Here is a 24,444-nt window from a genome sequence, read left to right as displayed (position 1 = left end):
CCGACAGGGACCAGGGCAACCGCCCCGGTCCTGATCACTCCACCCGTGGAGGAACCCAGTGACCAGCACCATCGCGCCCCCCGCCGGGCGCCGCCGGATCACCCGCGTCGAACTCACCGACGCCCAGGTCCGGTTCTCCATCGACTTCGTCCTCGTCCGCCTGGGCACCGCCTACGGCCTCACCGAGGACACCCCGGCCGTCCCGTACGCCGACCGCGCCGAGCGGCTGTCCCTCAGCACCATCGCCGCCTGGCAGCTGGGTCTGGCCCTCACCCCCGGCTGCGAACTCGCCCAGTGCTACGACTGCGCGGACCTGGTCGACGGGGCCCTGACCGAGGAAGACGCGGGCGTCATCCGCTGCGACCACTGCCACGGCGACCACCACGCCGGCGCGCAGCACGAGGCCGACCCCTACGACCTCTGGCGCGACTTCTACCGGGCCTGACGCCCCACCACCCCCACCCAGTAGCAGGCCGGGCGGGCGGTCGAGCCCCCCTCCGCTCCCGCCCGCCCGGCCACCACCCCAAGCCCTACACCCGCCAAGGGAGTCCCAGTCATGCCCGGAACACCGGACGACGTCATCGCCAAGCACCTGCGGACCATGGCCGACGGCATCGACCGCGACGGTCTGTGGACCGATGACCTCACCTTCGCCGACGCCGCCAGCCAGGCCCTGGACGTCCCCGCGTCCGCCTACCGCACCGTGACCGGCCGCCTGCCGTTCCTGTTCGCCTTCCCCACCGTCGAAGCCAGCGCCCGGGCCTGCTCCCTCCTCCAGGAGAACGCCGAGGTCATGGACGTCCTGCGCGCCATCGCCGAGCACATGGCCGCCACCTGGCCGGACCTCGACTGGACCGACGACGTGATCGACCGGCTCGCCAACTGGCCGAACCTGCTCGGCGTCACGGCCGAGCTGATCACCCAGACCCTGCGCGACCTCGCGCACTCCCTGAGCGCCGCCGCTTCCGCGCCGGCCGCCGCGTAACACCCACCGAAGGAGCACAACCCGCATGACCACTGCCGCTATTAGCCCGATCCGCCCGGCCGCTGACCCGTTCACCCCGCCGACGCTCGTTGCCGTGCCGGCCGTCACCGAGGTCAAGGCCGACTTCCTCACCATCACCCCGGCCATCGCCCAGGAGATGCTGCGCCGCAACACCCACAACCGGCCCATCCGTGCGGCCCGCGTCAACGGCTGGGTTCGCCTCATGAAGGCCGGTCTGTGGCACAACAACGGCGAGGCCATCAAGGTCGCCGTCGACGGCACGATCCTGGACGGCCAGCACCGCCTCCACGCCATCGTCAAGTCGGGCGCCACCGTCGTGATCCTCGTCGTCTCCAACCTGCCCATGGAAACCCAGAGCACGATGGACGGCGGCGCCAAGCGCAACCCGGGCGACGTCTTCGCCCTCCGCGGCGAGCAGAACTCCACGATGCTCGGCTCGGTCACCCGCAAGGTCTGGCTGTGGGAGAGCGGCGACAGGCGGTTCTCCGCGAAGGAGTCCCCGACCACTCCCGAGCTGTACGCCCTGGTCGACAAGTACCCGGGCCTGCGCCGCTCCGCCGACATAGCGGTCCGCGTCTACCACAACTTCCGCTACATCCCGCCGTCCGTCGTCGGCGCCGCACACCACCTGTGCTCCCGCCTCGACGAGGGCGAGGCCGCCTGGTTCTACGAGGCCCTGGGCACCGGCGCCGAACTCCCCCTTCGCCACCCGGTCCTGACCCTGCGCAAGCGCGCCATGACCGACAAGGACAACGGCAAGGAAGTCACCGACGGCCTCCACCTGGCGCAGGTACTGACCGCCTGGAACGCGCTGCGCGGCGGCAAGGACACGCTCGCCGTCATCAAGGTCCCCACGGACGAGAAGGCGAAGGCGCACCAGGTCGTCGAGCCGAAGTAACCCCCCCCCGCCCACGGGCCGCCGCCCCCGCGCGCGGCGGCCCGGCACCGACCCCAGCAAGGAGCAGCACGTGACCAACCTCAAGACCCGCGCCCTCGAAGAAGCCGTCCTCAACGTCCTGGAGAAGAAGGTCGGCGACGCCCTCACCGCCGCCCGCGCGGCCACGCAGGCGGCGCTGGAGGACAGTGACGTCGAGCGCCAGGGCGTGCGCCTGCCCGACGGTACAAAGGTCGCCGCCATCAGTGTCGTCAACCCCGACGCGAAGCCGGATGTCAGCGACAAAGACAAGCTGGTCGCGTGGGTCGCCGAGCACGCCCCTGGCGAGATCGTCGAGGAGACCATCACCGTTCGGCGGGTCCGCCCGGCCTACCTGACTGCACTGGTCAAGACGATGACCGAACGGCAGGCCGCCGAGGTCGTCCTGGAGTCGGGGGAGATCGTCACCGTGCCCGGCGTGACGATGAAGGAAGGCACCCGCACCCACTCCCTTCGGTTCGAAGGCGGAGACGCCGGCCGCGCGCTGGTCGCCGCGGCATGGGCCTCCGACCAGCTGCGCCACCTCACCGCCCTCGGTGAGCTCGTCGCCGGGGGTGCCGAGTGACCACCGACATCACCACCGAGCAGCAGGCGCCCACCGACGAGGAGGTGGCGCAGGCCAGCGCCTACCTCGCCGGCATCGCCTACGGATTCGGCATCCTCATCGGCGAGTGGACCGGGCAGGGCAACGGCACCGCCACCACCGAGGACGAGGAAGGCACCCGGCTGGTCTTCACCGGCGACGAGGTGCACCCGTTCGACGCGATCATCCCGTGCGCCCGGCACGGCCGGCACCGGGTCGGCGTCACCTACGCGCACCAGCTGGACCAGGCCCGCAACGACACCGCCGAGTGCAGCGCCGAGGCCCCGACCCCCGCGCCGGCCGCCCGGCTGAGGGCCGTGCCGAAGCCGACCCCGCTGTGGCTCATCACCAGCGTCGCGGACACCCCGGGCCGGGACCACCACAAGTCCGCCTCCTGACCACGCCCTGGAGAACCCCGTGACCGACACCCTGCCCAACCCCAGCGAGCAGGCTGACACGATCCTGCCGGCCGGCGGCGTCGAGGAGGACACCGAGCGTGCGCTCCGTCTCTGCGAAGCGCTCGCACCTGGCACGGGCCAGATGAAGATCCTCGTCATCGACGGCGAGCCGCCGAGTAAGAGCCGCCCCCGCTTTACCCGGAACGGGAAGCCCTACCGCACGAAGGAAGACGTCGACGCGGAGAAGCGCACCGCGTGGAACCTGCGCCGCGTCTTCCCCCAGCCGTGGACTGGCAACATCGCCCTCGGCTGCGTGTTCTTCCGCCCCAACAAGCAGCGCATCGACGTCGACAACATGCTCAAGCACGTCTGCGATTCAGCCAACGGCATCGCCTGGGTCGACGACTCCCAGGTCACCGCCGTCTACGGCATCGCCGAGCTGGACATCGACAAGCCGCGCACGGTCCTCGTCTTCGCCCAGCACCACTCCACCCTGACCCGCGGCACTGACAACGTCCGCCAGTGCGAGCACTGCGGAAAACCGTTCCCCATCGTCGGCAGGACCACCAAGCGGTTCTGTGATGCAGCCTGCTACCGCAAGTCTGTCGGGCGCGACCTGTCCGAGCCGATCCCTTGTAAGCAGTGCGGGAAGCCGTTCCGCCGGACCACCACCGGGCAGATCATGTGCTCCCGCGAGTGCAGAGCCGAAAGCCTCCGCGGCCGGAACCGTGCCCGCGGCATCCCGCGGAGCAAGTGCGCGGACTGCGGCAAGGAGTTGAGCCACACCCGCGGCGGACGCTGCCGCCCGTGTTGGAGCGCCACCCCGAACGGTGGCACTCCGTGAACCGCCGGATCATCCGGACCGCGCCCGTCACCCCGGGCGCGGTCCCCACCGCAGCGGTCTGGACGTTCCGCGAGCGCATCGAACGCGCCGGCGAACACCGCCTGTGGACCGGCACTGCCGACAAGGGCACCACCCCGGTCCACTACCACGACAACATCCGCTACCCGGCCCGCCCGCTCGCCTGGCTCCTCCACCACGGCACCGAGCCCGTCGGCCTGGTCAAGGCCGGCTGCGGAGTCAACCTCTGCGTCCACGGCCCCCACCTCACCGACGACGTCACCCGGCAGCGCGAACGCATCCTCTACGCCCTGCTCCACGGCGTCACCCTCGCCGGGCCCTGCACCGCCGGCCTCCACGACCTCGCCGAGTACGGCTACGTCCGCCCCACAGGCAAGACCGAGTGCCGCGGCTGCGCCAACGCCCGCCGCAACCCCACCACCCACCACGAAGACCAGGAAGGAGCCCTCGCAGCGTGACCACCGCCGTCGCCTCACCCGTCCGCATGGTGCACAGCCTCCCCGCCGCCGCCCACATACGGGCCTTGCGCTACACCGGCCTGAACGACCGCGAGATCACAACCCGCGCCCGCCTCACCACCAACCAGCTGCGCCGCGCCGCCCGCGGCGACCTGATCGGGTGGGACGTGGAACGCCGCATCCTCCGCGTCACCATCCCGAACGTGGCGGTCCTCAAGGGCACGGTGACCGGCCCCGGCACCCGCCGCCGGCTCCGCGCCCTCGTCGCCCTCGGCTGGCCCCTCGAACACCTTGCGGCCGCCCTCGGCTGGCCCCTCGGCAAGGTCCAGCGCGCCGTCCTCGACACCAACACCGTCACCCGCGCCGACTACCTCCTCGTCTGCGCCCTGTACGACCAGCGGTGGGCGTGGGCTCCCGAAGACCACGGCGTGCCCGCCGACGAGGCCGCGGCCGCCCGCGAGACGGCCCGCATCAGCAACTGCTACTCGCCCCTCGCCTGGGACGACGAGATCATCGACGTCCCCAAGGGCCGCCCCAACGCCGGCCGCACCGAAGTGGTGTGCCTCGACACCGCAGCCGCGGTCCGCGCTGTCACCGGTGACCCCGTCCCCGTCCCCACCGGGCAGGCCCGCACCCACGCCATCGCCTACGGCGCCCGCTACCTCGACCTCCCCTGGGACCTCATGGCCGAGCGCCTGAGCATGAACCCGGAGTCCCTGCGCCGCTCCTGGGAGCGCATCAAGGACCGCGTGCGGGCCGACGCGAACGGTAAGACCACCTGGGTCGACGCCCCCCGCTTCACCGACGCCGCATTCATCAAGGCCTGGGACAAGGGGAGGGCCGCGGCGTGAGCCCGGCCGATACCAGCGACGAGGACATCTCCTGCCGGACGAAGGTCCCGTTCGCTACCCACTCCGAGGCTAAGCGGCAGTGGAAGTGGCTCCGCAAGCAGCCCGGCCGCCAGCACCTCGAAATCTACGAGTGCCGGTACTGCCCGGCCTACCACATCGGTAACCCGCCCGGCTTCCAGACCTACCGGCGCCCCGGATCCCCGTACACCACCGGCCACAGAACCGCGGCCTGAACAGTCAAGGAGCACCACCCCATGGCAGGCGAGACCGTCATCACCGTCGTCGGCAACCTGGTCGACGACCCCGAGCTGCGGTTCACCCCCTCCGGCGCCGCCGTCGCGAAGTTCCGCGTCGCCTCCACCCCCCGCACCTTCGACCGGCAGACCAACGAGTGGAAGGACGGCGACAGCCTCTTCCTCACCTGCTCCGTGTGGCGCCAGGCCGCCGAGAACGTCGCCGAGTCGCTGCAGCGCGGCATGCGCGTCATCATCCAGGGCCGCCTCAAGCAGCGCTCGTACGAGGACCGCGAGGGCGTCAAGCGCACCGTCTACGAGCTGGACGTCGACGAGGTCGGCCCGTCCCTGCTGCGCGCGACCGCGAAGGTGGAGAAGGTCCGCCGCAACGGCGAGGGCTACGGCAACGGCTCCCCGGCCGCGAACACCGGCTGGCGCAACCAGCAGCAGGGCGGCAACGCCCCGGCCACCGAAGACCCGTGGGCCAACCAGGCCCCCGCCGGCGACCCGTGGGGCGGAAGCGCCCAGGGCGGTCAGGCCAGCACCTACAGCGACGAGCCCCCCTTCTAGTGCCCGGCGCCAGAGACGAGGGGGCGGGCTGCGACACCGGCCGCCCCCTCTGCGGCGCCCCCGCCCGGTTCTACCCGGCGGGCTGGCGCTGCGACGAGCACCGCCCCTCGAAGTCCGCCACCACCGCCCCACCCCGCAAGACGCCCGAGGAGGCCACACCATGAGCCCCATCGAAAAGCTGCTCCTCGAAACCGTCCCCACCCGGCCCGACCCGGCCGTGCGGAACAGGCCCTGGACCCAGGAGGAGCAGGACGCCCACTGGGAAGCCCTCGCCGACGCCATCGGCTGCCCCAACTCCCCGCGCCCCACCCGCCCCGCCGAGGAACCCGACCCATGCCCCGCCTCGTAACCCGCGAAGACCTCCAGGACCCGGTCACGGTGTCCGGCGCCGCCACCGCCCTCCTGCTCCTGGTGCTCGCCGTCGGCCTCGGCCTCGCCGGTGTCCTGTGAGCGTTCAGCCTCGACGGCCACCCCACCCCGCACCGGCAACCCACCCGGCAGCACGCCGACCAGTAATCCCCGGGCCGCACCGACACCCGCACCGTCGAGGCGGCCCCGCACCACGGGACCCGCCCCCATGCCCAGGACAGCCCCGCCCCCCACCACCGACCAGCTGCTCAACCTCATCGCCCGCGCCGAGCGTAAGGGTGGACTCAGCGCCGACGAAGGCGACCGGCTCCGCGCCGGCCTCCTCCGCCTCGCCCACCACCAGGATGACGGCCCCGACGAGCCCATCGAACTCGTCGACCTCCGCCGGAAGTACAGCAATCTTCGCAAAACGGCATGGCGCTGGAAGCGCAAGGCCCTCGCAGTCGCCGTCGACCCGGCCCGCCCCGACGCGCCGCCGGTCCCGGCCCCCGTCGACACCGAGGCGCGCGACGCCCTCCGCCGCGTCACCGCCCTCGCCCACCGCTGGACCTACATCCCCGCCAAACGCCAGGCCGGCGCCTCTGTGCTCGCCGCCATCACTAACAGGGACACCGACGAGGAGCATGGCCCACATCAGGAGCCAGCCGGGTACCAGGTTGAGGGCAGGTTGAGTCCAGTCGGTAAGGGCACCCCTCACAACGGCTAACACAAATCAGCCGGACCAAGCTCGTGGCAGAAGGAGGCCGGTCGGCATGGACGACCTGCGCGGCAGAAGCAGACCAGACGGTGCTGTACCGCGGGCTTGCCTGAAGTCGACCGTGCCGCTAGAGAACACTGCTTCCTTGAAGTCAATCGTACTGCCGTAGAACCTGGTCCCGTGGAAGTTGACCGTGCTGCCAGAGAACGTCGCCTCCCCGAAGCTGACTGTGCCGCCGGAGAACCTCCCTTCCTTGACCTTGACCGTGCCGCCGGAGAAGGTCGTTCTGTAGAAGTCGAGTACCCCGTTGCAGACCGTCAGCCTGTTGAAGTAGACCGTGCTGCCAGAGAACGTCGCTTTGCCGAACTCGACGGTGCTGCCAGAGAAAGTTGCCCCTGAGAAGGCGACTGCGCCGCCGGAAAACGTCGCCTCCCTGAAGCTGACTGTGCCGCCGGAGAAGGTCGTCCTGTGGAAGGCGACCTCGCCGCCGGAAAACGTCGCCCTCTCGAAGCTGACTGTGCCGCCAGAGAACGTCGCTTCGGAGAAGTCCCCGCCGTCAAATGTGACGTCGGTGAAGTCGAAGTCGTGGCCCTGCCACGAGTGGAGGTGCTTGGGTTCCAGACGAAGGTGGTCGCGGATGAGGCGGATGACGGTGTGGCGGACCTCCCGCAGCGCCAGGTAGTTGTGTCTGGCTTCCGAGTCGCCTGCTGGCAAGTCAGCCTCTCCGGTGTAGGGCAGGCGGAGGTAGGAGCACAGGACGTCGATGCTGGTTTGACGCAACTCGCGAGTGGGGGCGTCGTCGGCGATTCCGGCCAGGGCGTGCACACCGCCGAGACGCACGGCGGCTGAGTCGTGGCCCAGTTGGCTCACGGCGGTGGTGAAGCGTTCGGTGTGCAGGCGGGTGGCCTCCCGCAGGGCGCCGTCCTCGTCCACGCGCTGACGACGATAGGCCACGACAAGGGCGACCAGGGCGCCAGCTCCGGCGACTACACCGAAGGACAGTTTCACCAGATCGAAGAGGGTGTTGGAGTCGATGCGGTGCTCGGGCTTGAGCCCCCGAGCGTCGAGCAGGTTCCACCCGGCGAAGAACACTGTGGAGGCCGTGAGGATCGCGGCAGCGAAGGCGAGGACGAGGACGCGGCCGACCGGCCACAGGCGCAGGCCGCGCCGATCACTCCGGCGCTGGGTCAGATGTGCTCTCACACTTCACCAAGACTGCGGTGCCCCGCCGATGGTTGCAGTGGCCCGACGCGGTTTGGGCCGTGCCCGCCAGCCGCGGTCACTGGGCAGACAGCCAAGCTCCAGGTCATGACGCTGGGAGCGGCGCGGCTAGGTCATGGAGGCTCACGCGCGGGTACGCGGTCGGCGCCCGACCCGAGGGTGGGGCGCCGACAGGGACCGAAACGGAATCACTTTTCGCGATTAGAGGGTCGCCATGAGCGACTGAAGTTACGCACACCGAGCCAGAACGTGCCCACGATCATAAGAACGATGATGAGCGCACCCAGGATGCCCACGGCCCACCACATCAAGGACGGAGCCGTTACGGTGGAGGCCTGTTGCTGGCTGGCTGCGCCTGCCGCGACCATACCGAGCACTCCACTGGCGACACCGGCTCGTGCCGCGATCGTGGTTGTGGGTCGCCGGCGCGCGGCATGGCGCGCAGCATGCTTCGGGCCCTTCGCGTCTCGGGGCTTGAGTCCAGCCTTCACGCTGGCCTTTGCCGAAAGGCGTGCTCCGCCTACGGCCAGCGGGATCGCGAAGGTCATACCGTCGATGAACCGCAGGAACCAGTGGCGTTCACGGTCTCCGAGGATGTTCCAGAGCTCCGCTTTCCACTCCTGGCTCTGGTACTCCCACTCCTCCTTGGGTGTGCCGAACCTGGCGAGCTTGAGAATCAGGAAGGGGAGACGCAGCGACATCTTCCGCGTCAGCGCCATGGTCAGCTCGTAGATGACGGCGGCGGGGATCGCGACGATCAGCGCGGTGCGCCAGCCTACGAAGTCCTCGCCGAGGAACGTCGATCCGTGCTCGGCGGTCTTGCTCGCCAGCTCGGCGACGATGCCGTGGTGCATCAGGCTTAGATTCCCTCCGCGACAGGGCCTGCACTCCAGCCCGGCGAGGTCGCCGGCGGTCGTACGCGCTGGCTGAGTTCTGCCAGCGCGAGGTGCGCCTCGCGGGCGCCCAGCGGAGTGAGGGTGTAGTAGCGGCGGGCCGGGCGGCCTGCTTCGCTCGGGTCGATGTCCTCGGTTTCGCCCGTGACCCAGCCGGCACCCTCGAAGCGCCGGAGCGCCGGGTAGAGGGAGCCGCTGGATACGTGGGCCTTCTTGATCAGCTCCGCGCCGAAGTGGGGCGCTTCCGGGTCTTCGAGGAAGGCCTGGAGCAACCTCACGACCGCTGGCGTGAGGTTGAAGTCCATGTGTTGAGAGTACACCTTCTCGGTCGCCACCCGACATAGGTATGAGCTGCGAACTCGACACCCGACATAGGGGGTTGGTTGGCCCGGGTCGGGAACGCATAAGACCCCCGAGCAAGTGTCGCTCGGGGGTCTCTTCGTGTATGGGCCGGCCGCCTGGAGTGGCAGCGGTCGGCCGGGGATGGGTCAGTTGCTGCGCTGGCCGTTGGTGTAGAACGCCTGGATGTCGTCGTAGACGGCACGGATGGCCTGCCACTGCTCGCGGGGGAGTTCGCTGGCGTGGGCGGTCCACCAGGCGCCGTGGCTGCCGTCGGGGAGGTGACCGATACGGAACTCCATGAGCCTGCCGGTGTGGCTGTAGGCGATGTGGGAGCGGCCGTTGGGGTTGTGGAGGGTGGGGCGCGGGATGAGGAGGCCGACGCGGCGGCGGCCCTCCTTGCGACCCGAGTGGGGGCTGCCCTCGTACATGGCGACCCACCGGGGCTGGCCGACGTGGCGGATGGAGTTGTTGGTGAGCCGGCGGGTGTCGGTGGGCTGGCGCAGCTGGTCCATAGGGGTTCCTTCGAGGTGGTGCTGGTGGGTGGTGGTGTGGGGGTGGGCCGGGCTGCTGCCCGGTCGAGTGGCAGCGGCCCGGCCCCGGCCCCCTGGGGGGCTTACTTGCCGTTGTCGACGATCTCGGCGTCGACCGAGAACCCGCCGTCCTTGCGCTTGACGATCGGCATCACGGTGCAGACGCCGCCGCCGGCGAGGGCCGCGTACGCCGGCACCCGCACCCGGCCGACGTAGAACCCTCTCTTCGCGTGCGCGGCGATCCGGCGCTCCTCGCTCTTGGCCTTGGACTCGTTGAAGAACCGGCCGGTGCTGCGCCCGTTGTCGTCCAGGAGCAGCCACGCGTACCCGAAGCGGGTCTCGATCTCCTTGGCGGGGACGAGGTTGCCGTCCAGGTCGAACAGACCGTCGAACTCCCACATGCCGCCGTTCTCGGCGATCTGCGCGGCCAGGTGCTGCTTGCCCTCGTTGAGGCCGTGCGACCACTGGGACAGCGCGCCGTCGGTGTCGCAGCGGTCGTAGGACTCCTGCTTGGCGGAGGCGTAGGCGGCGGCCGCGGCGCGGTGCTCGTCGGGGGTGGTGGCGGTGGTCGCGAGGTGGGCGGCGACGCTGCCCGGGTACTCGACGGCCTCGGCGGTGATGGTCTCGGCGGCGTCCACGGTGGCGGCCTCCTTGGCGGTGGTGTTCAGGGCGGTTTCGGCGGCCCAGGCGTTGACCTGGCTGCCGGCGGTGATGTCGGCCGGCAGTTGCCCCTCGAAGGCGATCTCGCCGCCGATGAAGACCGCGGCGGTCCGGCCGGTGACCACGGCGCTGACGCGCTTGCCGCCGATGTACAGGTCGCGGGCCTCGCGGAGGGTGCGGGCGCCGGGGGCGGCGGGGTAGTAGGTGCCGGTCAGGTCCTGGGCGGTGGTGTTCATCGGGGTTCCTCCCTCTCGCTTGCTGTAGCTATATACTCACATGACTTTGTAGTGGCTGTCTCCCTTGTTGGGCAGCGAGTCCCTGGGGTCGGCCGCCGCTCGGTCGAGTGACGGCAGCCGCCCCCCGGGGGGCGTGTTGGCGTTTGCCGCCTCGCGTTGCCGGCCGAGGTCCGGGTGGTTCATTGGCGCGGTGGCGGGGGCCTGGAGTGCCTTACGATCTCGCCATGCTCCGACTACTTATCGACACGTCTGTTTGGTTGAATATTGCAAAGCGCCGGGACGGCCAGCAGATCATCGTTCCTCTGCGAGTGCTTCTGTCTCAGAAGAAGATCGAACTCCTTGTCCCGTCTCTGATCCTGGATGAGTTCGACCGAAATCGCCCACGCGCGGAAGCGGCAACATCGACGAGCGTTCGAGAGCGCTTCCGGGTTCTCCGTCAGGATCTTCAAGATTATGGCGATGATGAGGCGCGGCGTTGGATTGCCGAAATGGCCCACCAGATCCCCTACGTAAGTGCCCGCTCTCTTCAGAACTTCTCTGAAATCTCAGATCTGCTACGCGCAGGGACGCAAATCCTGTCGGGGGATGCGGAGCATGCGGCTGTCGTCAGGCGTGGCCTCGAAAAGCGGGCCCCGCTCCATCTCGACAAGAACAGCGTGGCTGATGCGCTCTTGGTTGAGCAGTATGCAACCGCCCTTGGTGCCGGATCGGCCGAAGATCAGTACGTCTTTGCAACGGCCAACTACATTGACTTTTCGGTACCCAAGGGTGACCGACGTCAGCCTCACGATGACATTGCGAGCCTCTTTGCAGCCCCGAACTCCCACTATGTCTATGACGTGGATGGCCTGGTTAAGGTTCTCGGAGAGAAACTGGGTAGCGATTATCTCGATGAAGCCGACGAAGTGGAATTCATCCAGAACGCATCCGAGACTCGATCGCTCGCAGATATCCTTACCGCTGAGCACGAATTTTTTGACAAGGTCTGGTATGGGCGAAGTGTAATTCGTGAGGAGCTTCACCCGGAGAAGCATTCCGAACTGCCGGAGTCGATTAAGGAAGGTATGATGGCAGCCCGAAAACGCGTCGAGGACACGTATGGCTTGGAAAGCCTTCCGCCAGTCGATGATTGGGAATGGGGCTTCATGCACGGCAAGCTCTCGGCTCTGCGCTGGGTGCTTGGGGAGGAATGGGACTTCCTCGACACGTGAGCGTCGACCACGGCTCGAAGGCGTGCCGCGACCCCGACTTCCTCCGGCGCCGCACTATGCCCGGACCTGATCAGGGCTGGTGGCGTACCCGGGGGCGGTGCACGACCCGGACGGGTTGCGGGTGGCCGACCGGTGCTGCCGGGACAGGACGAGGGCGGCCTGGTGGATGTGGGCGGGGCTGTTGGGCATGAGGGGACCCCCTGGGACGGGATGGGGAGGCCCCGGCCGGTACAGGACCGGCCAGGGCCGTAGCAGGGACAGGTCAGGCGTAGTAGCCGACCAGCTCACGTATGCGGGCGGCAGCAGCGTCGGACGCCCGGCCGGCGGCCTTCTCCCGCTCCGCCACCCACTCCGGGCCGGTGCCGTTCGCGCCCGGGTCGACGTGGTACTCGGTCACGTCGACGTCGGCCTCGGCCAACGGCCGGCCGTTGACGAACCACGTCGTGGCGGTCTCGCCGTCGGGGGCGCGGTGGACCACGAGCTCGATGCGCAGCCGCTCGGGCGCGGGCGTGGCGACGGCAAGGGCGTCACGGCCGGCGTCGGTCAGGGACAGGGCCTGCCCCTCGTCCGCGGCGGTGCTCGTGTCCCGGTGGACCAGGCCGTTGCGGTCCAGGGCCCGGAACGTGTGCGGGCGGATGGTGGCACCGGTCCCGGGGGCGACGACGCGCAGCTGGCCGGTGGCGGCGAACTCGTAGACCTTGACGCCCCCGTCGGCGATGAGGCGCAGCGCGGCGAGGCGGTCGGCGGAGTAACGGTTCATGGTGGGTTCCTTCGAGGTTGTTGTGGGTGTGCGGTGGGGTGGCCGCGCCCCGACTCGGTCGAGGCGCCGGAGCGCGGCCAGGTCTTGGGGAGCCGTCAGAAAGTGCAGGTGCCGGCGAGAGTGCCCCCGGACGCGTGCGCGATGGTCGCGCAGCCCCGGACGCGGAGGTCGCCGGTGTCGGCGTAGTCGCGCCACCAGCTGGTGCCCGCGTCCCATCCGGAGGCGCCGACGATGAACCCGTAGAAGGTGCCCCCGCCGTACTTGCGGTACAGGCCCAGGCCCGAGCACACGTCGTGCTCCTCGGGGCGGGTGGCGAGCACGGCCTCGAAGACCGTGCGGACGGTGGCGGCGGCCCAGGAGTTGGCCGGGTGGGCGACGGACTCGAAGAACACGCCGCGGGCGTCCGGGGCGATGCCCTCCAGTGCGGCGAGGGCGAGGGGCCGGGCGACGGTGTCGGGGATGACGGCGTACACGCGACCGGCGTGGTCGGTGGTGACGTCGGTGACGGCGAGTGTGGGGGCGGCAGACATGGGGCGTTCCTCCGGGGTGTTGCTGGTGGGTGGTGGGGCCGTGCCCCCGGTCCGGTCGAGTGACCGGGGGCACGACTGGTGGTGGGTCACTTGCAGGTGCAGGGGGCCGGGTCGTCGGCCCACTCCGCGAAGATCAGGGCGAACTCGTCCTCGCGGCGGGCCGCGTGGGTGCGGAGGTTGCCGGCCTTGATGGTCAGGCCCTGGGCCTCCAGCTCCGCGGCGCGGGTGCGCAGCTTGGCGTTCGCCTGCTGCATGTCGTGCATGTGGGCGGCGCGGGTGTAGGCCGCGCACGAGTAGTGGGAGAAGACGGTCCGGCCGGCCGGGGTGGTGCCCACCGGGATGAAGCGGCCGGTGTCGTGGGTGACGGTGTCGGGCTTGAGGCAGGGGAGCATGCCGGCGGGCAGCTCCATGGTGGTGCCGGTCGGGAAGGTGAACGTCTCCCCCGGCTGGTTGGTGCTGGTGGTCATCGGGCTCCCTGCGGTGGTGGTGGGGCGGGCTGTCCCCGCCCTCTGTCAGCAGCTATATACTCACATCAATTCGTAGCGCTTATCTCCACTGTGCGGGCCGGAACCTACGCGGCCAGCCGGGTGTCGAAGTACCGGTCCAGGCGCGGGCACTCGTCCTGGAACTCGTGGTGCGTGATCAGCCACTGCTCCCCGACGTCCCCCATGCCGGCCGCACGGAACAGCTGGGCCAGGGCCAGGGCCTCGTCGCATTCGAGGGCCGTGGCGACCTCGGCGATGACGTCGTCGTGCTGCCACACCTCGACGAACCGGCCGACGGCGTCCCCGGGCGGCGCGGAGGCGGGGGTGGTGGTGCTCGCGGTGGTGGCGTTGCTGCTCACGGGTGTGGTGCCTTCCTGGTGGGCGGTGGTGGAGGTGGCCGGCCGCGCCCGGGGGCGTACCCGGGCGCGGCCGGTGGGGTGGCGTCAGCCGCCGGGGAAGTACGGGACGGCGTCGACGCGTTCGGCGTCGTAGTCCCGCTCGACGCGGTGCAGGATCTCCTCGACCACGTCCCCAGGGAACAGCTTCAACAGGTCGGTGATCAGGTCACTGGCCTGCCACGGCTCGGGCGTCCTTACGTTGCTGGAGTTGCGGGCGTGGACGGCCAGGGCGTGAACGGCGGCCATGCGGCTCATGGGTGGTGCCTTCCTGTTCGGTGTGGTGGGTGCGGGGCTTGGGTGCCGCGGCCCGGCCCGGTCGAGTAGTCGGGCCGCAGCTGGTGGCCGGTCAGGCGGCGAGCGCCAGGCGCTCCATCGCGGCCACGTACTCGGCCTTGCGGGGCTTGTAGTTGGCGCGGAGGACGGCGACCTGGGCGGCGGTGTACTGGTGGCGGACCTTGCCCTGGTGGTCGGCGTTGCGGTGGACGCGGACGACCCGGACCGGCTTGACACCGAGGCGCTTGGCGACGGAGCGGAGGCCGCCCGCGACGCCCTTGGCGGTCTCGGCCGGGATGCCGGCGGCGATGACGTGGGTGGCGATCGAGCGGGCCCGGCCGCGGCGGAGGGAGGAGACGAGGCGGTTCGCGGCGGTGCGCTCGCGGAGGGCGCGGCGGGCCTTGGCGGTGTTCTTGTTCATCGGGTGCCTCCCGGGCTGGTGGTGCGGGGTCCTGCCCCGTTACCTTCTAGACGGCCCCGATCTTGGGGCTCCCGGCCTTCTGGCCCGGCATGACTTTTGCCCCCTGTCGACCATGACCCGGGGGGTGGTGTCACCGGGTCGGGAGGCGCCGGTAGATCGCTAATAGGGGCAGGAGCGCCGGCCCGCCGGCAACGCTCTTCGTAACGTGGTTGCCGGATGTCGGCGCCGTGCCTTGGCCGGGAAGACAAGACCCTCCCAGGAGGAGTGAAGTGATCGACATCCGCGACGTGGCCGTCTTCCTCGGCCTCGACGTCGGCAAGGGCGAACACCACGCCACGGGTCTCATGCCGGACGGTAGGAGCGTCGTCGACAAGCCGCTGCCGAACAGCGAGCCGAAGATACGGGCCATGCTCGACAAGCTCACGGCCAAGTACGGCCGGGTCCTGGTCGTCGTGGACCAGCCCGCCTCGATCGGTGCTCTGCCACTGGCCATCGCCCGCGACGCGGGCTGCGAGGTGGCGTATCTGCCGGGCCTGACGATGCGGCGGATCGCGGACCTCTATCCCGGTGAGGGCAAGACCGACGCCCGCGACGCGGCGATCATCGCGGACGCCGCCCGCACCATGCCCCACACGCTCCGATCGATCGAGCTCACGGACGAAACCATCGCCGAACTCCACATGATCGTCGGGTTCGACGACGACCTCGCGGGCGAGGTCACCCGGGTCGCGAACCGGCTCCGCGGCCTGCTCACCCAGATCCACCCGCACCTCGAACGGGTCCTGGGGCCACGCATCCAGCACCCGGCCGTGCTCACGCTGCTGGAACAGTTCGGCTCGCCCAAGGCGATCCGCAAGGCCGGAGGACGGCGCCTGATCACGCTGCTGCGGCCGAAGGCGCCCAGGATGGCCCAGCGGCTGGTCGAGGACATCTTCACCGCACTCGACGAGCAGACCGTCGTCGTCACGGGCACCGACGCGGCCGCGGTGATCGTGCCTAAGCTCGCGAAGAACCTGGCCGGCCTGCTCGACCAGCGCAAGGAACTGGCCTCGGACATCGAGGAGTTGCTCAAATCGCACCCTCTTTCCGAGCTCCTGACGTCGATGCCGGGGATAGGCGTCAGGACCGGAGCCAGGATCCTCATCGATGTCGGTGACGGCACCGCCTTCCCGACCGCGGGCCACCTCGCCGCCTATGCCGGGCTCGCTCCGGTGACCAGGCGGTCGGGGTCCTCGATCCGTGGCGAGAGCCCGTCCCGCAGAGGCAACAAGCACCTGAAACGGGCCTTCTTCCTCGCCGCGTTCGCCTCGCTGTCCGACCCGTCCTCCCGGGCCTACTACGAGCGGAAGAAGGCCGAGGGCAAGCGGCACAAGCAGGCCCTGATGTGTCTCGCACGCCGTCGCGTCGACGTGCTCTTCGCAATGCTCCGCGACGGCACGTTCTTCGAACCTCAAGCCACCCCCCAAGCCGCCTGAAACATCACCAATCAACCGACGCGCCCCTTGACGAAAGAGATAGGGGCACCCCCCGTTCTGTAGCTACATACTCATATCAGTCTGTAGTGGTGGCAAGGAAAGTGTAGGGAAAGGGGCCGGGGTGCCAAGGTCCCGGCTCCCAATCGGTCACGCCGCCCGCTCGGCCTCCAGCTCCGCTATCAACGCCAGGGCCTCCGGGGGCAGCGGCCGGCACACAACGCAGCCGCTCGCATTGCACAACCGGCCGACCTCGTCCCCCCAGTACGTCCGGTGCGCGGCGACGGCCGCAGCCTCCCAGTCGTCGCCCTCGACGAAGTCCGGGCGCCGCTCGGCCCACTTGGCGAACGCCTCGCGCAGGTCCCGCTGTATGTACCCGTCCGTCAGCCCGTGGTACTTCACCGTGGACACCCATGACGCGCGCACGCTGTCGTAGCCCCGGCGGGACCAGCCGTGCCCGGTGGTGGGGTCGATGTCCTCCAGGGCGACATCGGACTCGATGCACAGCGCGGTACGGGCGTCCGCCATCGATGTGCGGTTGTCGATGTCCCAGGTGTGGCCGGCGTAGTGGTACATCAGCAGGGTGGAGCGCTTCATGTGGGGTGCCCTTTCTCGGCGTTGCGGTACGGGGGCCGGGCGCGGCGGGGGGCGCGCCCGGGCGGGGAGCTGTCAGGCGGCGGTGGTGAGCCTGGCGCGGGGGTTGGTCGCTTCCTCGCGCATCTCGCGGGCGGTGTCGCGCACGGTCCCCATGACGAGTTCGGCCTGTTCGGGCGTGAGCGTGTCCTCGCGGGGGCCCTCCTCGGCTTCCACCACGGCGAACGCGGCCGCATGGATCTCGGTGACGAGCAGGCGTGTGCCCCTCATCCGCCGGGCGACGGGGCTCTTGGCGGCGTCGAACTCCTCGCGGGCCGCAGCGACCTTGCCGCCGTGTTCTCCGCCTTGAGAGCGGCCTTGATCTGGTCGGCCAGGGCGGCAGCCATGGGTGTGTCCCTTCTGGGAGTTGAGAGGGGGGCCGCGCCCGGCCCGGTCGAGTGGCCGGGCGCAGCTGGGGGTCAGCGGCGGTAGAGGCTGGCCACGAGGGGGCTGGCCTTGCGGTACTCGCCGAACTCCCGGATCTGGTCCGGGGTGAGGCTGTCGAGCGCGGCGTACAGGGCCGCCTGCGCTGCCTTGTACGCCCGGTAGCGGGCGTCCTTGAGGTGGAGCGGGAGGTTGCCCGGGCACAGCTCGACGGACGCCCGTGCGCCCTTGGCGTCGAACTCCAGGTCGATCAGGCGGTCGAAGGCGGCGGTGTTGTCGGTGGTGGTGGTCATCGGGGGCTCCTCCTGGGCGGTGGGGTGACTCGTCCGTCCCGCAGTAGGTACATACTCACATCATTATGTAGCTACGTTCAAGCGATGGGGTGGCCGTATTTCTCCAGGTCAGGACGCGCGTACGCCCCCGGCTCGGTCGTGACGCCGGGGGCGTGGCTACAGGTGGTGGGTCAGTCGGTGGCGGTCAGGGCGCGCAGGACACGCTCGGCCTGGTCGGCGGTCAGGCCGCGCAGCTCGATACCCACGTACGCCCCGTCCTCGTCGCCCCGGACCTCCACCGATGCGGCCGGGTTCGTCGCGTACCCGTAGGCGCCGCGCGGCTTGCCCTGCCAGTGCAGACCCAGCTCGAACCCGGGCACGGTCCGCAGCCGCTGGCGGACGGCGTCCTTCTGTGCCTCCAGGTCGCGGGCGGCGTCGACGAGTTCCTGGATACGGCGGGTGCTCTTCAGCAGGACCGGCAGCACCTGGCGGCGGATCTGCCCGGCGATGGCGGCGGCCGGCCGGGCGGGGTCGGCGGTGGCGACGCCGCGGCGAAACGAGCCGGTCTTCACGTCCAGGTCGTCGCGGGCCTCGGGGAGTTCGCCCTTGACGGAGAGCCGGCCGCGGGTGTTCTCGGACAGGGTCAGGCGCACGGCGGTGCCGTCGGTGTGCCGCAGGTACCAGACCTGCCACGGGTGGTCGAAGTGGTGGGTGCTGGGGCCGGCGCTCCAGCCCTCGCCCAGCTGTCCGGCGATGGCCGGGGCGACCTGCTCCACGGTGATGCGGGTGGTGGTGGACATGGGTGTCCCTTCCGGGGTGTTGGGGTGGTGGCCGGGGGTGCTGCGCCCGGTCCGGTCGAGTGACCGGGCGCAGCTGGTGGGGTGGCCGGGGTCAGGGGCGCTCGCGCCAGTCGACGTCCACGTGCCCGCCGTAGTTGCGGTCGAAGTAGTCCACCATCGCGTCGGAGCGGTCGTAGTTGTACGACCAGTGGATCTCCTTGAGGGCGTCCAGAATCGGCTTGAGCTGCGGGCCAGGCGCCCAGTGCTTGTACTGCCCGTACCGGTCCAGCTCCTCGACGAAGCCCCAGCCCTTATCCGGGAGGTTGTAGACCCTGACGTCGATGGAGCTGCCGCCGGAGTAGTAGTCGGTCCTGACGGACACCTTGATGGTCTTGGGCATGGTGGCCAGGGCGGCGAGGGGGTCGGGCAGGGCGATCTCGGAGCCGGTCTCGGCACCGAGCTTGGTCTCCACCTTGCGGGCGAGCTTGATGTCCGCGCGGATCCGCTTGGCGATCTCCGTGGTGGACAGGCGCTTGATCTGCTCGTACTTCGCGCCGTAGCTGCCCTCGGGGAGGCGGTAGTCGTGCCAGACGCCAGCGCCGTTGTCGGTGTCGCGGACCTGGCCTGTCTCCTTCGCCTTGGCGAGGGCGCGGTCCAGCATGCGCTCGGCGGCGTCCCGCTCCTCCGCGCCGGTGCGCGGGTGGAAGATCAGGTTCTCCAGGATCCAAACCTTCTTCATGGCCCGGTTGTCGGGCTCCCGCTTCGGGTTGGTTATGCGGGTCCGGGTGGCGGTGGCGGTCGCGCTGGTCATTGGTGGTGGTCCCTTCGTGCCAGGGGCCCTTGCCGGCCCCGCTGTAGCTACATACTCACATCGGTATGTAGCGGTGATCAAGTGAGCTGGTCTGCGAAAACGACCGCGCCCCGGCTCGGTCGAGGTGCCGGGGCGCGGGATGGGTCGGGGGTCAGCGCTTGCGGCGCAGCCGTGCCAGGTCGGTCGGCGTCATCTCGACGGTGTGCACGCCGAGTTCGCGGCGCAGCCGCTCCCACTCGCGCCACTGCAGGGTGCGTGCGTCGGACACGGGGAGTCCCCGGAGCGGGCGGGAGAAGGGACCGATGCCGATGAAGACCCGGGCGCCGCAGCCGCTCGGGCACGGCCCGTCGTAGGTCGCCCGGGCGCCCGGCCGCTCCTTCTCGAAGCCCCGGCCCTTGTCGTCGAACCCGAGCTGGATGACGCCGCCGTCGGTGGCGACGAGCAGGGCGCGGCGGCACTTCGGGCAGTGGTCCATGTGGGTGAACCGAACGCCGGTGATGGTGACCGTCCACCCGTCGCGCTTCACCTGCGGTATGGGCGAGGGCAGCACGCCGAGTTCCACGTACGTCTTGCCGACCTCGCTGCTCCAGGCGGCCGGCGGGGTGCCCGGGCCGGTGAGTGTCGGCTTGTTGGAGCCATCGCACTGGCCGTAGGTGGCGACGGCGTACGGGTAGTCGTGGACGACCGCGACACCCTCGGTCGTGGCCTCCACGGGCATCAGGCAGTAGGGGCAGCGCGGTTCGGGCGTGGTGGTAGTCATGGGTGTGCCTTCCTGGTGATGGAGGGGGTGGGCCGCCCAGGCTCGGTCGAGGTGCCGGGACGGCCCGTGAAGAGGTGGGGTCAGCCGGCCGCGAGCTCGTCGAACTTGTCGGCCTTGTGGAACACGCGGCCCTGCGACGAGGCGGTGGTGTACGAGACGGTCGCGCTGGTCTTGGTGACCTTCGTGACCACGCCGCGGCGGTAGCGGCCCATCGCGTACACGTACGCCGTGTCGCCGACCATCGGGGCGGCGCCGTTGTCCCAGCCGGGCATGCCCTCGGCGCTCTTGCGGGCGTCCACCAGGCCGACCAGCTTGGGCAGCAGTGCCTCGTCCGTGTGCTTCTGATCCACCCAGCCGCGCGCCTTCTTGGCGACGGTCTTCACGTCTCCCGTCGGGCACGTGACGCCGCGGCCGTCGTAGACGATGGAGAACCGGTCGGCCGAGACGGACCCCCTGCCCTGGCCGTCGATCCCGCCGGTGCCGGGCTGGAAGATGATCACGAACTCGATGCCGCGGTAGGTCTCGCGGTGCACTTCGCCGGCCTCGTGCGGGGCCGGCTTGGCGAACGCAGTCAGGAGGGCGTCGGTGGCGGCCTCGTCGGTGGGGAAGTCGTTCTTCAGGTAGCCGTCGCGGACGGAGAATGCCGTGCGGGTGCCGGTGGTGCGGCCGCGGGTGGTCCTGCCGATGCAGTCCTCGCCGAGGAACAGGGTCTTGGAGCCGTAGCGGTCCACCTCGATGCGGAGGCCGGCGGGGGCGGTGGTGGTCTGGCTCATGGTCTTCCCTTCTGTGGCGGGGGTTTCCGTTCCCCCCTGCTATAGCTACATACTCACATTAATATGTAGCGCACTCAAGAGGGGCGGCCCCGCTACACACTGCCTTGCATTTGTAGCTACGCGCGCGTACGGTGGCCGGCATGTCACCGATCCCTGCCCCCACGGCTGAGACCCAGAGTGCTCAGCCCAAACCCCGCCAGGTGGTGGTCTCTTGGGACGACTGGCGCGACTTCAAGCACGCCTCCAAAGTCGCGACCGGACCGGCCCTCTCCAAGAGGCAGACCGACCGGGCCGCCCGCGTCCGCCAGTGCATCGACTGGTACATCGACAAGCCGGGCGCCACCCTGCCCGAGCGGCCGCCGGTCAAGGCATGGCAGGGCGACGCGCGAGCCGACACCACCGAACCCACGACCATCCCCCGGCAGGTCCGCATCACCGGTCGCACCTGGGCTGAGTTCGATGCCGCGGCCCGCGCCGCCGACACCACCCGCTCCGCCGTCATCCAGCAGTTCATCGCCTGGTTCCTCCACCGCAAAGGCGAGTCGCTGCCCGACCGGCCGACGCGGGAACTGTGGGCTGGTGACGTACCGGCCAGGGATGCCGACGAGCACGACTTCAAGTTCGCGGCCGAGGCCATGGGAATGACTCCGGACGATGCCGTGAAGGCGTTCAAGGAGTGGTTCCTGCACCGGCCGGCCGCACCGGCGCCGCTCAGGCGTCCGCCGGTCAACGCGTGGGCCGCGGCTGCCGCTCGGGCCGCCGAGGGGGACCCGCAGGAGGCCGAGTGAGTCAACCGCACCGAGCACTGCACCCGTTAGGGCCCCGACCGCCGGTCGGGGCCCTTCGTCATGCCTGCCCCAATTGCCCACCGCGCCACCGCAGTACAACTACGCTTCCGCCACGATCACGTTCTCGGGGGGAACTCGATGTCACCACGCCGCACCCGCGGTTGGTCCTGTCAATCCGTGCTCATCACCGTCCTGTGGGCCGTCTGTGTTCCACTCGCCGTCCTCCTGGAGCTGGTCAAGCACGTCCCGGCCCTCGGTGTCCCGCTGCTCCTGGCGGCGTTCGCCGGCGGCGCCGTCTACCTGGCACGCCGGAACCGTAAGGCCGAGCAGCGACGTGTCGAGGCCGCACGCCTAGCGCAGATCCGCGCCGCGCAGTCGCAGGAGATTGCCCGGTACCACACCATGAGTCCGGGCGAGTTCGAGCATGCCATCGCCTACCTGTGCGAGCGGGACGGCTGCACGGACGTCGAGGTCGTCGGGGGAGCGGGAGATCTCGGGGCCGACGTCATCGCCACTGCCCCCACCGGGCATCGCATCGTCATCCAGTGCAAGCGGTACGGGCCCACCAACAAGGTCGGCTCCCCGGACGCGCAGCGCTTCGGCGGCACCTGCTACACCGTCCACTACGCCCACATCCCCGTCATGGTCACCACCAGCACCTTCACCCGGCAGGCTGTCACCTACGCCACCGCGCAGGGAATCCGCCTGTACGACGAGCGTGCCCTCGGCGGTTGGGCCTCGCGGACCGGCCCGGCCCCCTGGCATCAGGTCACCGCGCCGGCCGCGTAGCCACCCATCGGCTGGGATCAGGTGGTGGGCATGTAGGGGGTGAGGTCCCGGCCGCGGGACTGCCGCCCGGCCTTCTGGGCGGCGCGCAGCTGCTGGTACTCGGCACTCGGTCCGATGCCCGCACCCTCGCGGGCCGGCTCCGGCTGGAACGGGGGCGGGGTGAACGTCTCACCCCCGGCGGGCCTGGTGTCCGGGAGCCGGGGTGCGCTCTGCTGCTGCGGTATCCCCTGGTCCGGACGCCGGTCCTCGCGGGTGCGTTCGCACGCCCGGCACGACTGGCCGGTGTCCACGTTGACGTGCTCGTCACACCGGTCGTCGTTGCACAGCGGATCCCGCTCCAACATCGCCCGCAGCGCGCCCACCGGCTTGTCCAAGTGTCCGGCCTCGAACTCGGCGGCCCAGTGCCGGGCCCACCGCGGCGACACCCGGTGCGTCACCAGCTGGTCGGGGGTGCGCTCGCGCGGGGTGCCGACCGCCAGCGCGTCAAGGATCGCGTCCTGGAGACCCCGTGCGTTGCGCGGCACTGCCGCGGCCAGGTCGGCGGGCAGCAGCTGCCACACCTCCTCCACGGCCTGGCGCTCGTCCAGGGTCGGCTTCTGGGGTTTCGTCTTCCCGGACGCGGCGCAGCCGCCAGCATCGCCAGCCGCCCCACTACCGGTAGTTGTCCTACGGACGTCCACCACATCTCGATCCGGGTTGTGGACAGGGTTATAGACATTGGGCGTCACCGGTGAAGCCACCCTGGCCTCACCGGTGACGCCAGGGGTGGCCTCACCGGTGACGCCACCCTCGACCTCGCGCTTTGCCTGCCGACGAGCCTCAAGGATGTCCTTCGCGACATCGGCGGCCTTCATCCCGGGCGGCAGAGGATCCTCCCAGGTGCCGTTCCACGCCGCAGCGTCGTGCAGCACGTACAGGTTCGAGTCGTTCAGCTTGGGGTTAGCCGGGTCCGCGCGACGCTCCACCGTCACCAGGCCGGCCACCTCCATCTCCAGCAGGACGCGGTCCAGGGTGCTCACCGACGTCCCCAGCTGCGAGGCCAGCTCCTTGCGGTACGGCTTGCCCCGGCCGGTGTCGCGGCTCTGGGTGTCGGAGTAGGTCACGAGGATGCTGTAGAGGGTGCGGGCGTTCGCGCTGTAGCGGGGGTCGCACACCCACCGCGAGCACACCATGCCGAACGGCAGCCCGCCGCCGCGGCGCACCTCTGGTTCAAGACTCACCGCGACACGCACCTACGGGCCTTGACGACTGCGGCGTACGCGCGCGCAGCGTACGTGGTCTGGAACTCGGGCAAGTTGGGGCCGGTGGCGACAATCCGCCGGACCCGGTAGGCGCTACCAGCGGTGTTCTGGAGCTCCATGGTGATCGTGTATCCGCCGTTGAGCGACCACGTCGCCGAGATCACCTGCACCATGGACCCGTCGGAGGCGGTGCCCTTCACCGTCACGTCGGGGTGGTCGCCCCACTGGCGGCGCCCGTGGGCGACAGCCGGGTGCCGGAGCGCGAGGTCGCGCAGCCCCTGTCCGGGGACATCGGGGTGGCCGAAGAGACCGTCATTGATGCGTGCCCAGGCGGCGACCTGCATGAACCAGGCATTGGCCATGTACCTCCGGAGCCACGGCGTGTGACCGCGCTGCGTCGGGGTCATGTTGTACTCGGCCGAGGCGATGAGGCTGTTGCACTGCGAGCACACCAGGCCCCGAACGGCGCCGATGCCGTACTCGTGGGCGTGGTCGATGACGAGCTTGCCGATGGCGGCGTCTTCCTCCGCAGTGCCGCAGGCTTCGCACCGGCCGGCCGCGCGGGCGCGCAGGGCCTCGAACTCCGTGCAGTCCATGCGGTAGAGCCGATGGGTGCCGCAGGTGTACGAGCCGTGCTGGGCACCGGCTCCGGAAATGGGTACAGTCATAGCCGTTCCTTCACAAGAACAGTGCACGGCGGGCTCCGACCAGGCCCCCGCCGCGCTCACCTCGAACGGCCGCCGGGCTCCTACCCCCGGTGGCCGTTTCGCTTTCTCGCGCGTTTCAGAGCCCGTGGACTTGAAGACGCGCGACGCCTAGTA

Annotated in this window: 38 protein-coding genes; 17 read left to right on the top strand and 21 right to left on the bottom strand. The window is 70.1% G+C overall.

Features of this window, described 5'->3' with window-relative positions; all coding sequences use genetic code 11:
• Positions 1 to 58: 58 nt before the first annotated feature.
• The 13 genes from EDD90_RS14185 (at position 59) to EDD90_RS14130 (ending at position 6,970) form a co-directional block, all read left to right on the top strand.
• Entirely contained in the window at positions 59 to 445 is a 387-nt protein-coding gene (locus tag EDD90_RS14185; protein WP_123973371.1) for a hypothetical protein, read from the top strand.
• Between the two features lie 111 nt (positions 446 to 556).
• Positions 557 to 985, top strand: coding sequence for a hypothetical protein (locus EDD90_RS14180; RefSeq protein WP_123973370.1), 429 nt, complete (start codon positions 557 to 559; stop codon positions 983 to 985).
• Between the two features lie 25 nt (positions 986 to 1,010).
• Complete coding sequence (locus EDD90_RS14175; protein WP_123973369.1) at positions 1,011 to 1,904, top strand: hypothetical protein; 894 nt, start codon at positions 1,011 to 1,013, stop codon at positions 1,902 to 1,904.
• Between the two features lie 70 nt (positions 1,905 to 1,974).
• Complete coding sequence (locus EDD90_RS14170; protein WP_123973368.1) at positions 1,975 to 2,505, top strand: hypothetical protein; 531 nt, start codon at positions 1,975 to 1,977, stop codon at positions 2,503 to 2,505.
• Entirely contained in the window at positions 2,502 to 2,921 is a 420-nt protein-coding gene (locus EDD90_RS14165) for a hypothetical protein (RefSeq protein ID WP_123973367.1), read from the top strand. The genes EDD90_RS14170 and EDD90_RS14165 overlap by 4 nt, the downstream gene beginning before the upstream one ends.
• Positions 2,922 to 2,940: 19 nt before the next feature.
• Entirely contained in the window at positions 2,941 to 3,765 is an 825-nt protein-coding gene (locus EDD90_RS14160) for a RusA family crossover junction endodeoxyribonuclease (RefSeq protein ID WP_123973366.1), read from the top strand.
• Positions 3,762 to 4,241 (top strand): hypothetical protein, encoded by a 480-nt coding sequence (locus EDD90_RS14155; protein WP_123973365.1) that lies wholly within the window; start codon positions 3,762 to 3,764, stop codon positions 4,239 to 4,241. Before EDD90_RS14160 ends, EDD90_RS14155 begins: the two co-directional genes overlap by 4 nt.
• Complete coding sequence (locus EDD90_RS14150; protein ID WP_123973364.1) at positions 4,238 to 5,092, top strand: hypothetical protein; 855 nt, start codon at positions 4,238 to 4,240, stop codon at positions 5,090 to 5,092. Before EDD90_RS14155 ends, EDD90_RS14150 begins: the two co-directional genes overlap by 4 nt.
• A complete protein-coding gene (locus EDD90_RS14145; protein ID WP_123973363.1) occupies positions 5,089 to 5,325 on the top strand; it encodes a hypothetical protein in 237 nt (78 codons plus the stop codon). Before EDD90_RS14150 ends, EDD90_RS14145 begins: the two co-directional genes overlap by 4 nt.
• A 21-nt stretch (positions 5,326 to 5,346) precedes the next feature.
• Positions 5,347 to 5,895, top strand: coding sequence for a single-stranded DNA-binding protein (locus tag EDD90_RS14140; protein ID WP_123973362.1), 549 nt, complete (start codon positions 5,347 to 5,349; stop codon positions 5,893 to 5,895).
• Positions 5,895 to 6,059: a hypothetical protein gene (locus tag EDD90_RS55405; RefSeq protein ID WP_185149084.1), complete on the top strand. Its 165-nt coding sequence runs from the start codon at positions 5,895 to 5,897 to the stop codon at positions 6,057 to 6,059. The genes EDD90_RS14140 and EDD90_RS55405 overlap by 1 nt, the downstream gene beginning before the upstream one ends.
• A complete protein-coding gene (locus EDD90_RS14135; protein ID WP_123973361.1) occupies positions 6,056 to 6,244 on the top strand; it encodes a hypothetical protein in 189 nt (62 codons plus the stop codon). The genes EDD90_RS55405 and EDD90_RS14135 overlap by 4 nt, the downstream gene beginning before the upstream one ends.
• Before the next feature lie 228 nt (positions 6,245 to 6,472).
• Positions 6,473 to 6,970, top strand: coding sequence for a hypothetical protein (locus tag EDD90_RS14130; protein WP_185149083.1), 498 nt, complete (start codon positions 6,473 to 6,475; stop codon positions 6,968 to 6,970).
• 6 nt (positions 6,971 to 6,976) lie between these two features.
• Here EDD90_RS14130 and EDD90_RS14125 read toward each other — a convergent pair whose 3' ends face one another.
• The 5 genes from EDD90_RS14125 to EDD90_RS14105 form a co-directional block, all read right to left on the bottom strand.
• On the bottom strand, positions 6,977 to 8,164 hold the full coding sequence (locus tag EDD90_RS14125; protein ID WP_123973360.1) for a pentapeptide repeat-containing protein: 1,188 nt from the start codon (positions 8,162 to 8,164) through the stop codon (positions 6,977 to 6,979).
• Positions 8,165 to 8,370: 206 nt separating this feature from the next.
• On the bottom strand, positions 8,371 to 9,036 hold the full coding sequence (locus tag EDD90_RS14120; RefSeq protein WP_123973359.1) for a hypothetical protein: 666 nt from the start codon (positions 9,034 to 9,036) through the stop codon (positions 8,371 to 8,373).
• 5 nt (positions 9,037 to 9,041) lie between these two features.
• The gene (locus EDD90_RS14115; RefSeq protein WP_123973358.1) at positions 9,042 to 9,380 is read right to left on the bottom strand and encodes a PadR family transcriptional regulator; all 339 of its coding nucleotides are present in this window, start codon (positions 9,378 to 9,380) and stop codon (positions 9,042 to 9,044) included.
• A gap of 183 nt (positions 9,381 to 9,563) precedes the next feature.
• The gene (locus EDD90_RS14110; protein ID WP_123973357.1) at positions 9,564 to 9,929 is read right to left on the bottom strand and encodes a hypothetical protein; all 366 of its coding nucleotides are present in this window, start codon (positions 9,927 to 9,929) and stop codon (positions 9,564 to 9,566) included.
• A 101-nt stretch (positions 9,930 to 10,030) separates the two neighbouring features.
• Positions 10,031 to 10,843, bottom strand: coding sequence for a hypothetical protein (locus tag EDD90_RS14105; protein WP_123973356.1), 813 nt, complete (start codon positions 10,841 to 10,843; stop codon positions 10,031 to 10,033).
• Between the two features lie 224 nt (positions 10,844 to 11,067).
• On the opposite strand from EDD90_RS14105, the gene EDD90_RS14100 reads away from it, so the two are divergent.
• Positions 11,068 to 12,054: a PIN domain-containing protein gene (locus tag EDD90_RS14100; protein ID WP_123973355.1), complete on the top strand. Its 987-nt coding sequence runs from the start codon at positions 11,068 to 11,070 to the stop codon at positions 12,052 to 12,054.
• A 54-nt stretch (positions 12,055 to 12,108) separates the two neighbouring features.
• On the opposite strand, the gene EDD90_RS57260 is transcribed toward EDD90_RS14100, so the two are convergent.
• The 7 genes from EDD90_RS57260 to EDD90_RS14070 all read right to left on the bottom strand — a co-directional run bounded on the left by EDD90_RS57260 (position 12,109) and on the right by EDD90_RS14070 (position 14,921).
• On the bottom strand, positions 12,109 to 12,243 hold the full coding sequence (locus EDD90_RS57260; protein ID WP_260327851.1) for a hypothetical protein: 135 nt from the start codon (positions 12,241 to 12,243) through the stop codon (positions 12,109 to 12,111).
• A gap of 73 nt (positions 12,244 to 12,316) precedes the next feature.
• Entirely contained in the window at positions 12,317 to 12,814 is a 498-nt protein-coding gene (locus EDD90_RS14095) for a hypothetical protein (RefSeq protein WP_123973354.1), read from the bottom strand.
• Positions 12,815 to 12,909: 95 nt separating this feature from the next.
• Positions 12,910 to 13,344 carry a hypothetical protein gene (locus EDD90_RS14090; protein ID WP_123973353.1) on the bottom strand — a complete coding sequence of 145 codons (435 nt, stop codon included), beginning with the start codon at positions 13,342 to 13,344 and terminating at the stop codon, positions 12,910 to 12,912.
• Between the two features lie 86 nt (positions 13,345 to 13,430).
• A complete protein-coding gene (locus EDD90_RS14085; RefSeq protein ID WP_123973352.1) occupies positions 13,431 to 13,811 on the bottom strand; it encodes a hypothetical protein in 381 nt (126 codons plus the stop codon).
• 104 nt (positions 13,812 to 13,915) lie between these two features.
• Positions 13,916 to 14,188 (bottom strand): hypothetical protein, encoded by a 273-nt coding sequence (locus EDD90_RS14080; protein ID WP_123973351.1) that lies wholly within the window; start codon positions 14,186 to 14,188, stop codon positions 13,916 to 13,918.
• An 84-nt stretch (positions 14,189 to 14,272) separates the two neighbouring features.
• Positions 14,273 to 14,482, bottom strand: coding sequence for a hypothetical protein (locus EDD90_RS14075; protein ID WP_123973350.1), 210 nt, complete (start codon positions 14,480 to 14,482; stop codon positions 14,273 to 14,275).
• A gap of 91 nt (positions 14,483 to 14,573) precedes the next feature.
• A complete protein-coding gene (locus tag EDD90_RS14070; RefSeq protein WP_123973349.1) occupies positions 14,574 to 14,921 on the bottom strand; it encodes a hypothetical protein in 348 nt (115 codons plus the stop codon).
• A gap of 269 nt (positions 14,922 to 15,190) precedes the next feature.
• On the opposite strand from EDD90_RS14070, the gene EDD90_RS14060 reads away from it, so the two are divergent.
• Positions 15,191 to 16,396 (top strand): IS110 family transposase, encoded by a 1,206-nt coding sequence (locus EDD90_RS14060; protein WP_123971457.1) that lies wholly within the window; start codon positions 15,191 to 15,193, stop codon positions 16,394 to 16,396.
• A 147-nt stretch (positions 16,397 to 16,543) separates the two neighbouring features.
• Here the strand turns inward: EDD90_RS14060 and EDD90_RS14055 are convergent, their stop codons facing one another.
• The 7 genes from EDD90_RS14055 to EDD90_RS14025 form a co-directional block, all read right to left on the bottom strand.
• Complete coding sequence (locus tag EDD90_RS14055) at positions 16,544 to 16,990, bottom strand: hypothetical protein (protein ID WP_123973347.1); 447 nt, start codon at positions 16,988 to 16,990, stop codon at positions 16,544 to 16,546.
• A gap of 72 nt (positions 16,991 to 17,062) precedes the next feature.
• Complete coding sequence (locus EDD90_RS14050) at positions 17,063 to 17,257, bottom strand: hypothetical protein (RefSeq protein ID WP_123973346.1); 195 nt, start codon at positions 17,255 to 17,257, stop codon at positions 17,063 to 17,065.
• Between the two features lie 188 nt (positions 17,258 to 17,445).
• Positions 17,446 to 17,703: a hypothetical protein gene (locus EDD90_RS14045; protein WP_123973345.1), complete on the bottom strand. Its 258-nt coding sequence runs from the start codon at positions 17,701 to 17,703 to the stop codon at positions 17,446 to 17,448.
• A 170-nt stretch (positions 17,704 to 17,873) separates the two neighbouring features.
• Positions 17,874 to 18,482, bottom strand: coding sequence for a hypothetical protein (locus tag EDD90_RS14040; RefSeq protein ID WP_123973344.1), 609 nt, complete (start codon positions 18,480 to 18,482; stop codon positions 17,874 to 17,876).
• 91 nt (positions 18,483 to 18,573) lie between these two features.
• Complete coding sequence (locus EDD90_RS14035; RefSeq protein WP_123973343.1) at positions 18,574 to 19,272, bottom strand: hypothetical protein; 699 nt, start codon at positions 19,270 to 19,272, stop codon at positions 18,574 to 18,576.
• A 151-nt stretch (positions 19,273 to 19,423) separates the two neighbouring features.
• Positions 19,424 to 20,032, bottom strand: a complete 609-nt coding sequence (locus tag EDD90_RS14030) for a hypothetical protein (protein WP_123973342.1) — start codon at positions 20,030 to 20,032, stop codon at positions 19,424 to 19,426.
• Positions 20,033 to 20,112: 80 nt separating this feature from the next.
• The gene (locus tag EDD90_RS14025) at positions 20,113 to 20,805 is read right to left on the bottom strand and encodes a hypothetical protein (RefSeq protein WP_123973341.1); all 693 of its coding nucleotides are present in this window, start codon (positions 20,803 to 20,805) and stop codon (positions 20,113 to 20,115) included.
• Positions 20,806 to 20,945: 140 nt separating this feature from the next.
• On the opposite strand from EDD90_RS14025, the gene EDD90_RS14020 reads away from it, so the two are divergent.
• Positions 20,946 to 21,593, top strand: a complete 648-nt coding sequence (locus EDD90_RS14020) for a hypothetical protein (protein ID WP_123973340.1) — start codon at positions 20,946 to 20,948, stop codon at positions 21,591 to 21,593.
• A 177-nt stretch (positions 21,594 to 21,770) separates the two neighbouring features.
• Positions 21,771 to 22,382 (top strand): restriction endonuclease, encoded by a 612-nt coding sequence (locus tag EDD90_RS14015; protein ID WP_260327850.1) that lies wholly within the window; start codon positions 21,771 to 21,773, stop codon positions 22,380 to 22,382.
• 17 nt (positions 22,383 to 22,399) lie between these two features.
• Here the strand turns inward: EDD90_RS14015 and EDD90_RS14010 are convergent, their stop codons facing one another.
• Positions 22,400 to 23,602: a hypothetical protein gene (locus tag EDD90_RS14010; RefSeq protein WP_123973338.1), complete on the bottom strand. Its 1,203-nt coding sequence runs from the start codon at positions 23,600 to 23,602 to the stop codon at positions 22,400 to 22,402.
• Positions 23,599 to 24,291 carry an endonuclease domain-containing protein gene (locus EDD90_RS14005; RefSeq protein ID WP_123973337.1) on the bottom strand — a complete coding sequence of 231 codons (693 nt, stop codon included), beginning with the start codon at positions 24,289 to 24,291 and terminating at the stop codon, positions 23,599 to 23,601. Before EDD90_RS14005 ends, EDD90_RS14010 begins: the two co-directional genes overlap by 4 nt.
• Positions 24,292 to 24,444: the final 153 nt, after the last annotated feature.

This window comes from Streptomyces sp. Ag109_O5-1 (genome assembly GCF_003814875.1).
Lineage (GTDB): Bacteria > Actinomycetota > Actinomycetes > Streptomycetales > Streptomycetaceae > Streptomyces > Streptomyces sasae.
Note: the sequence above shows the minus strand (reverse complement) of the source record. Positions and strands in the feature narration are given on the sequence as shown.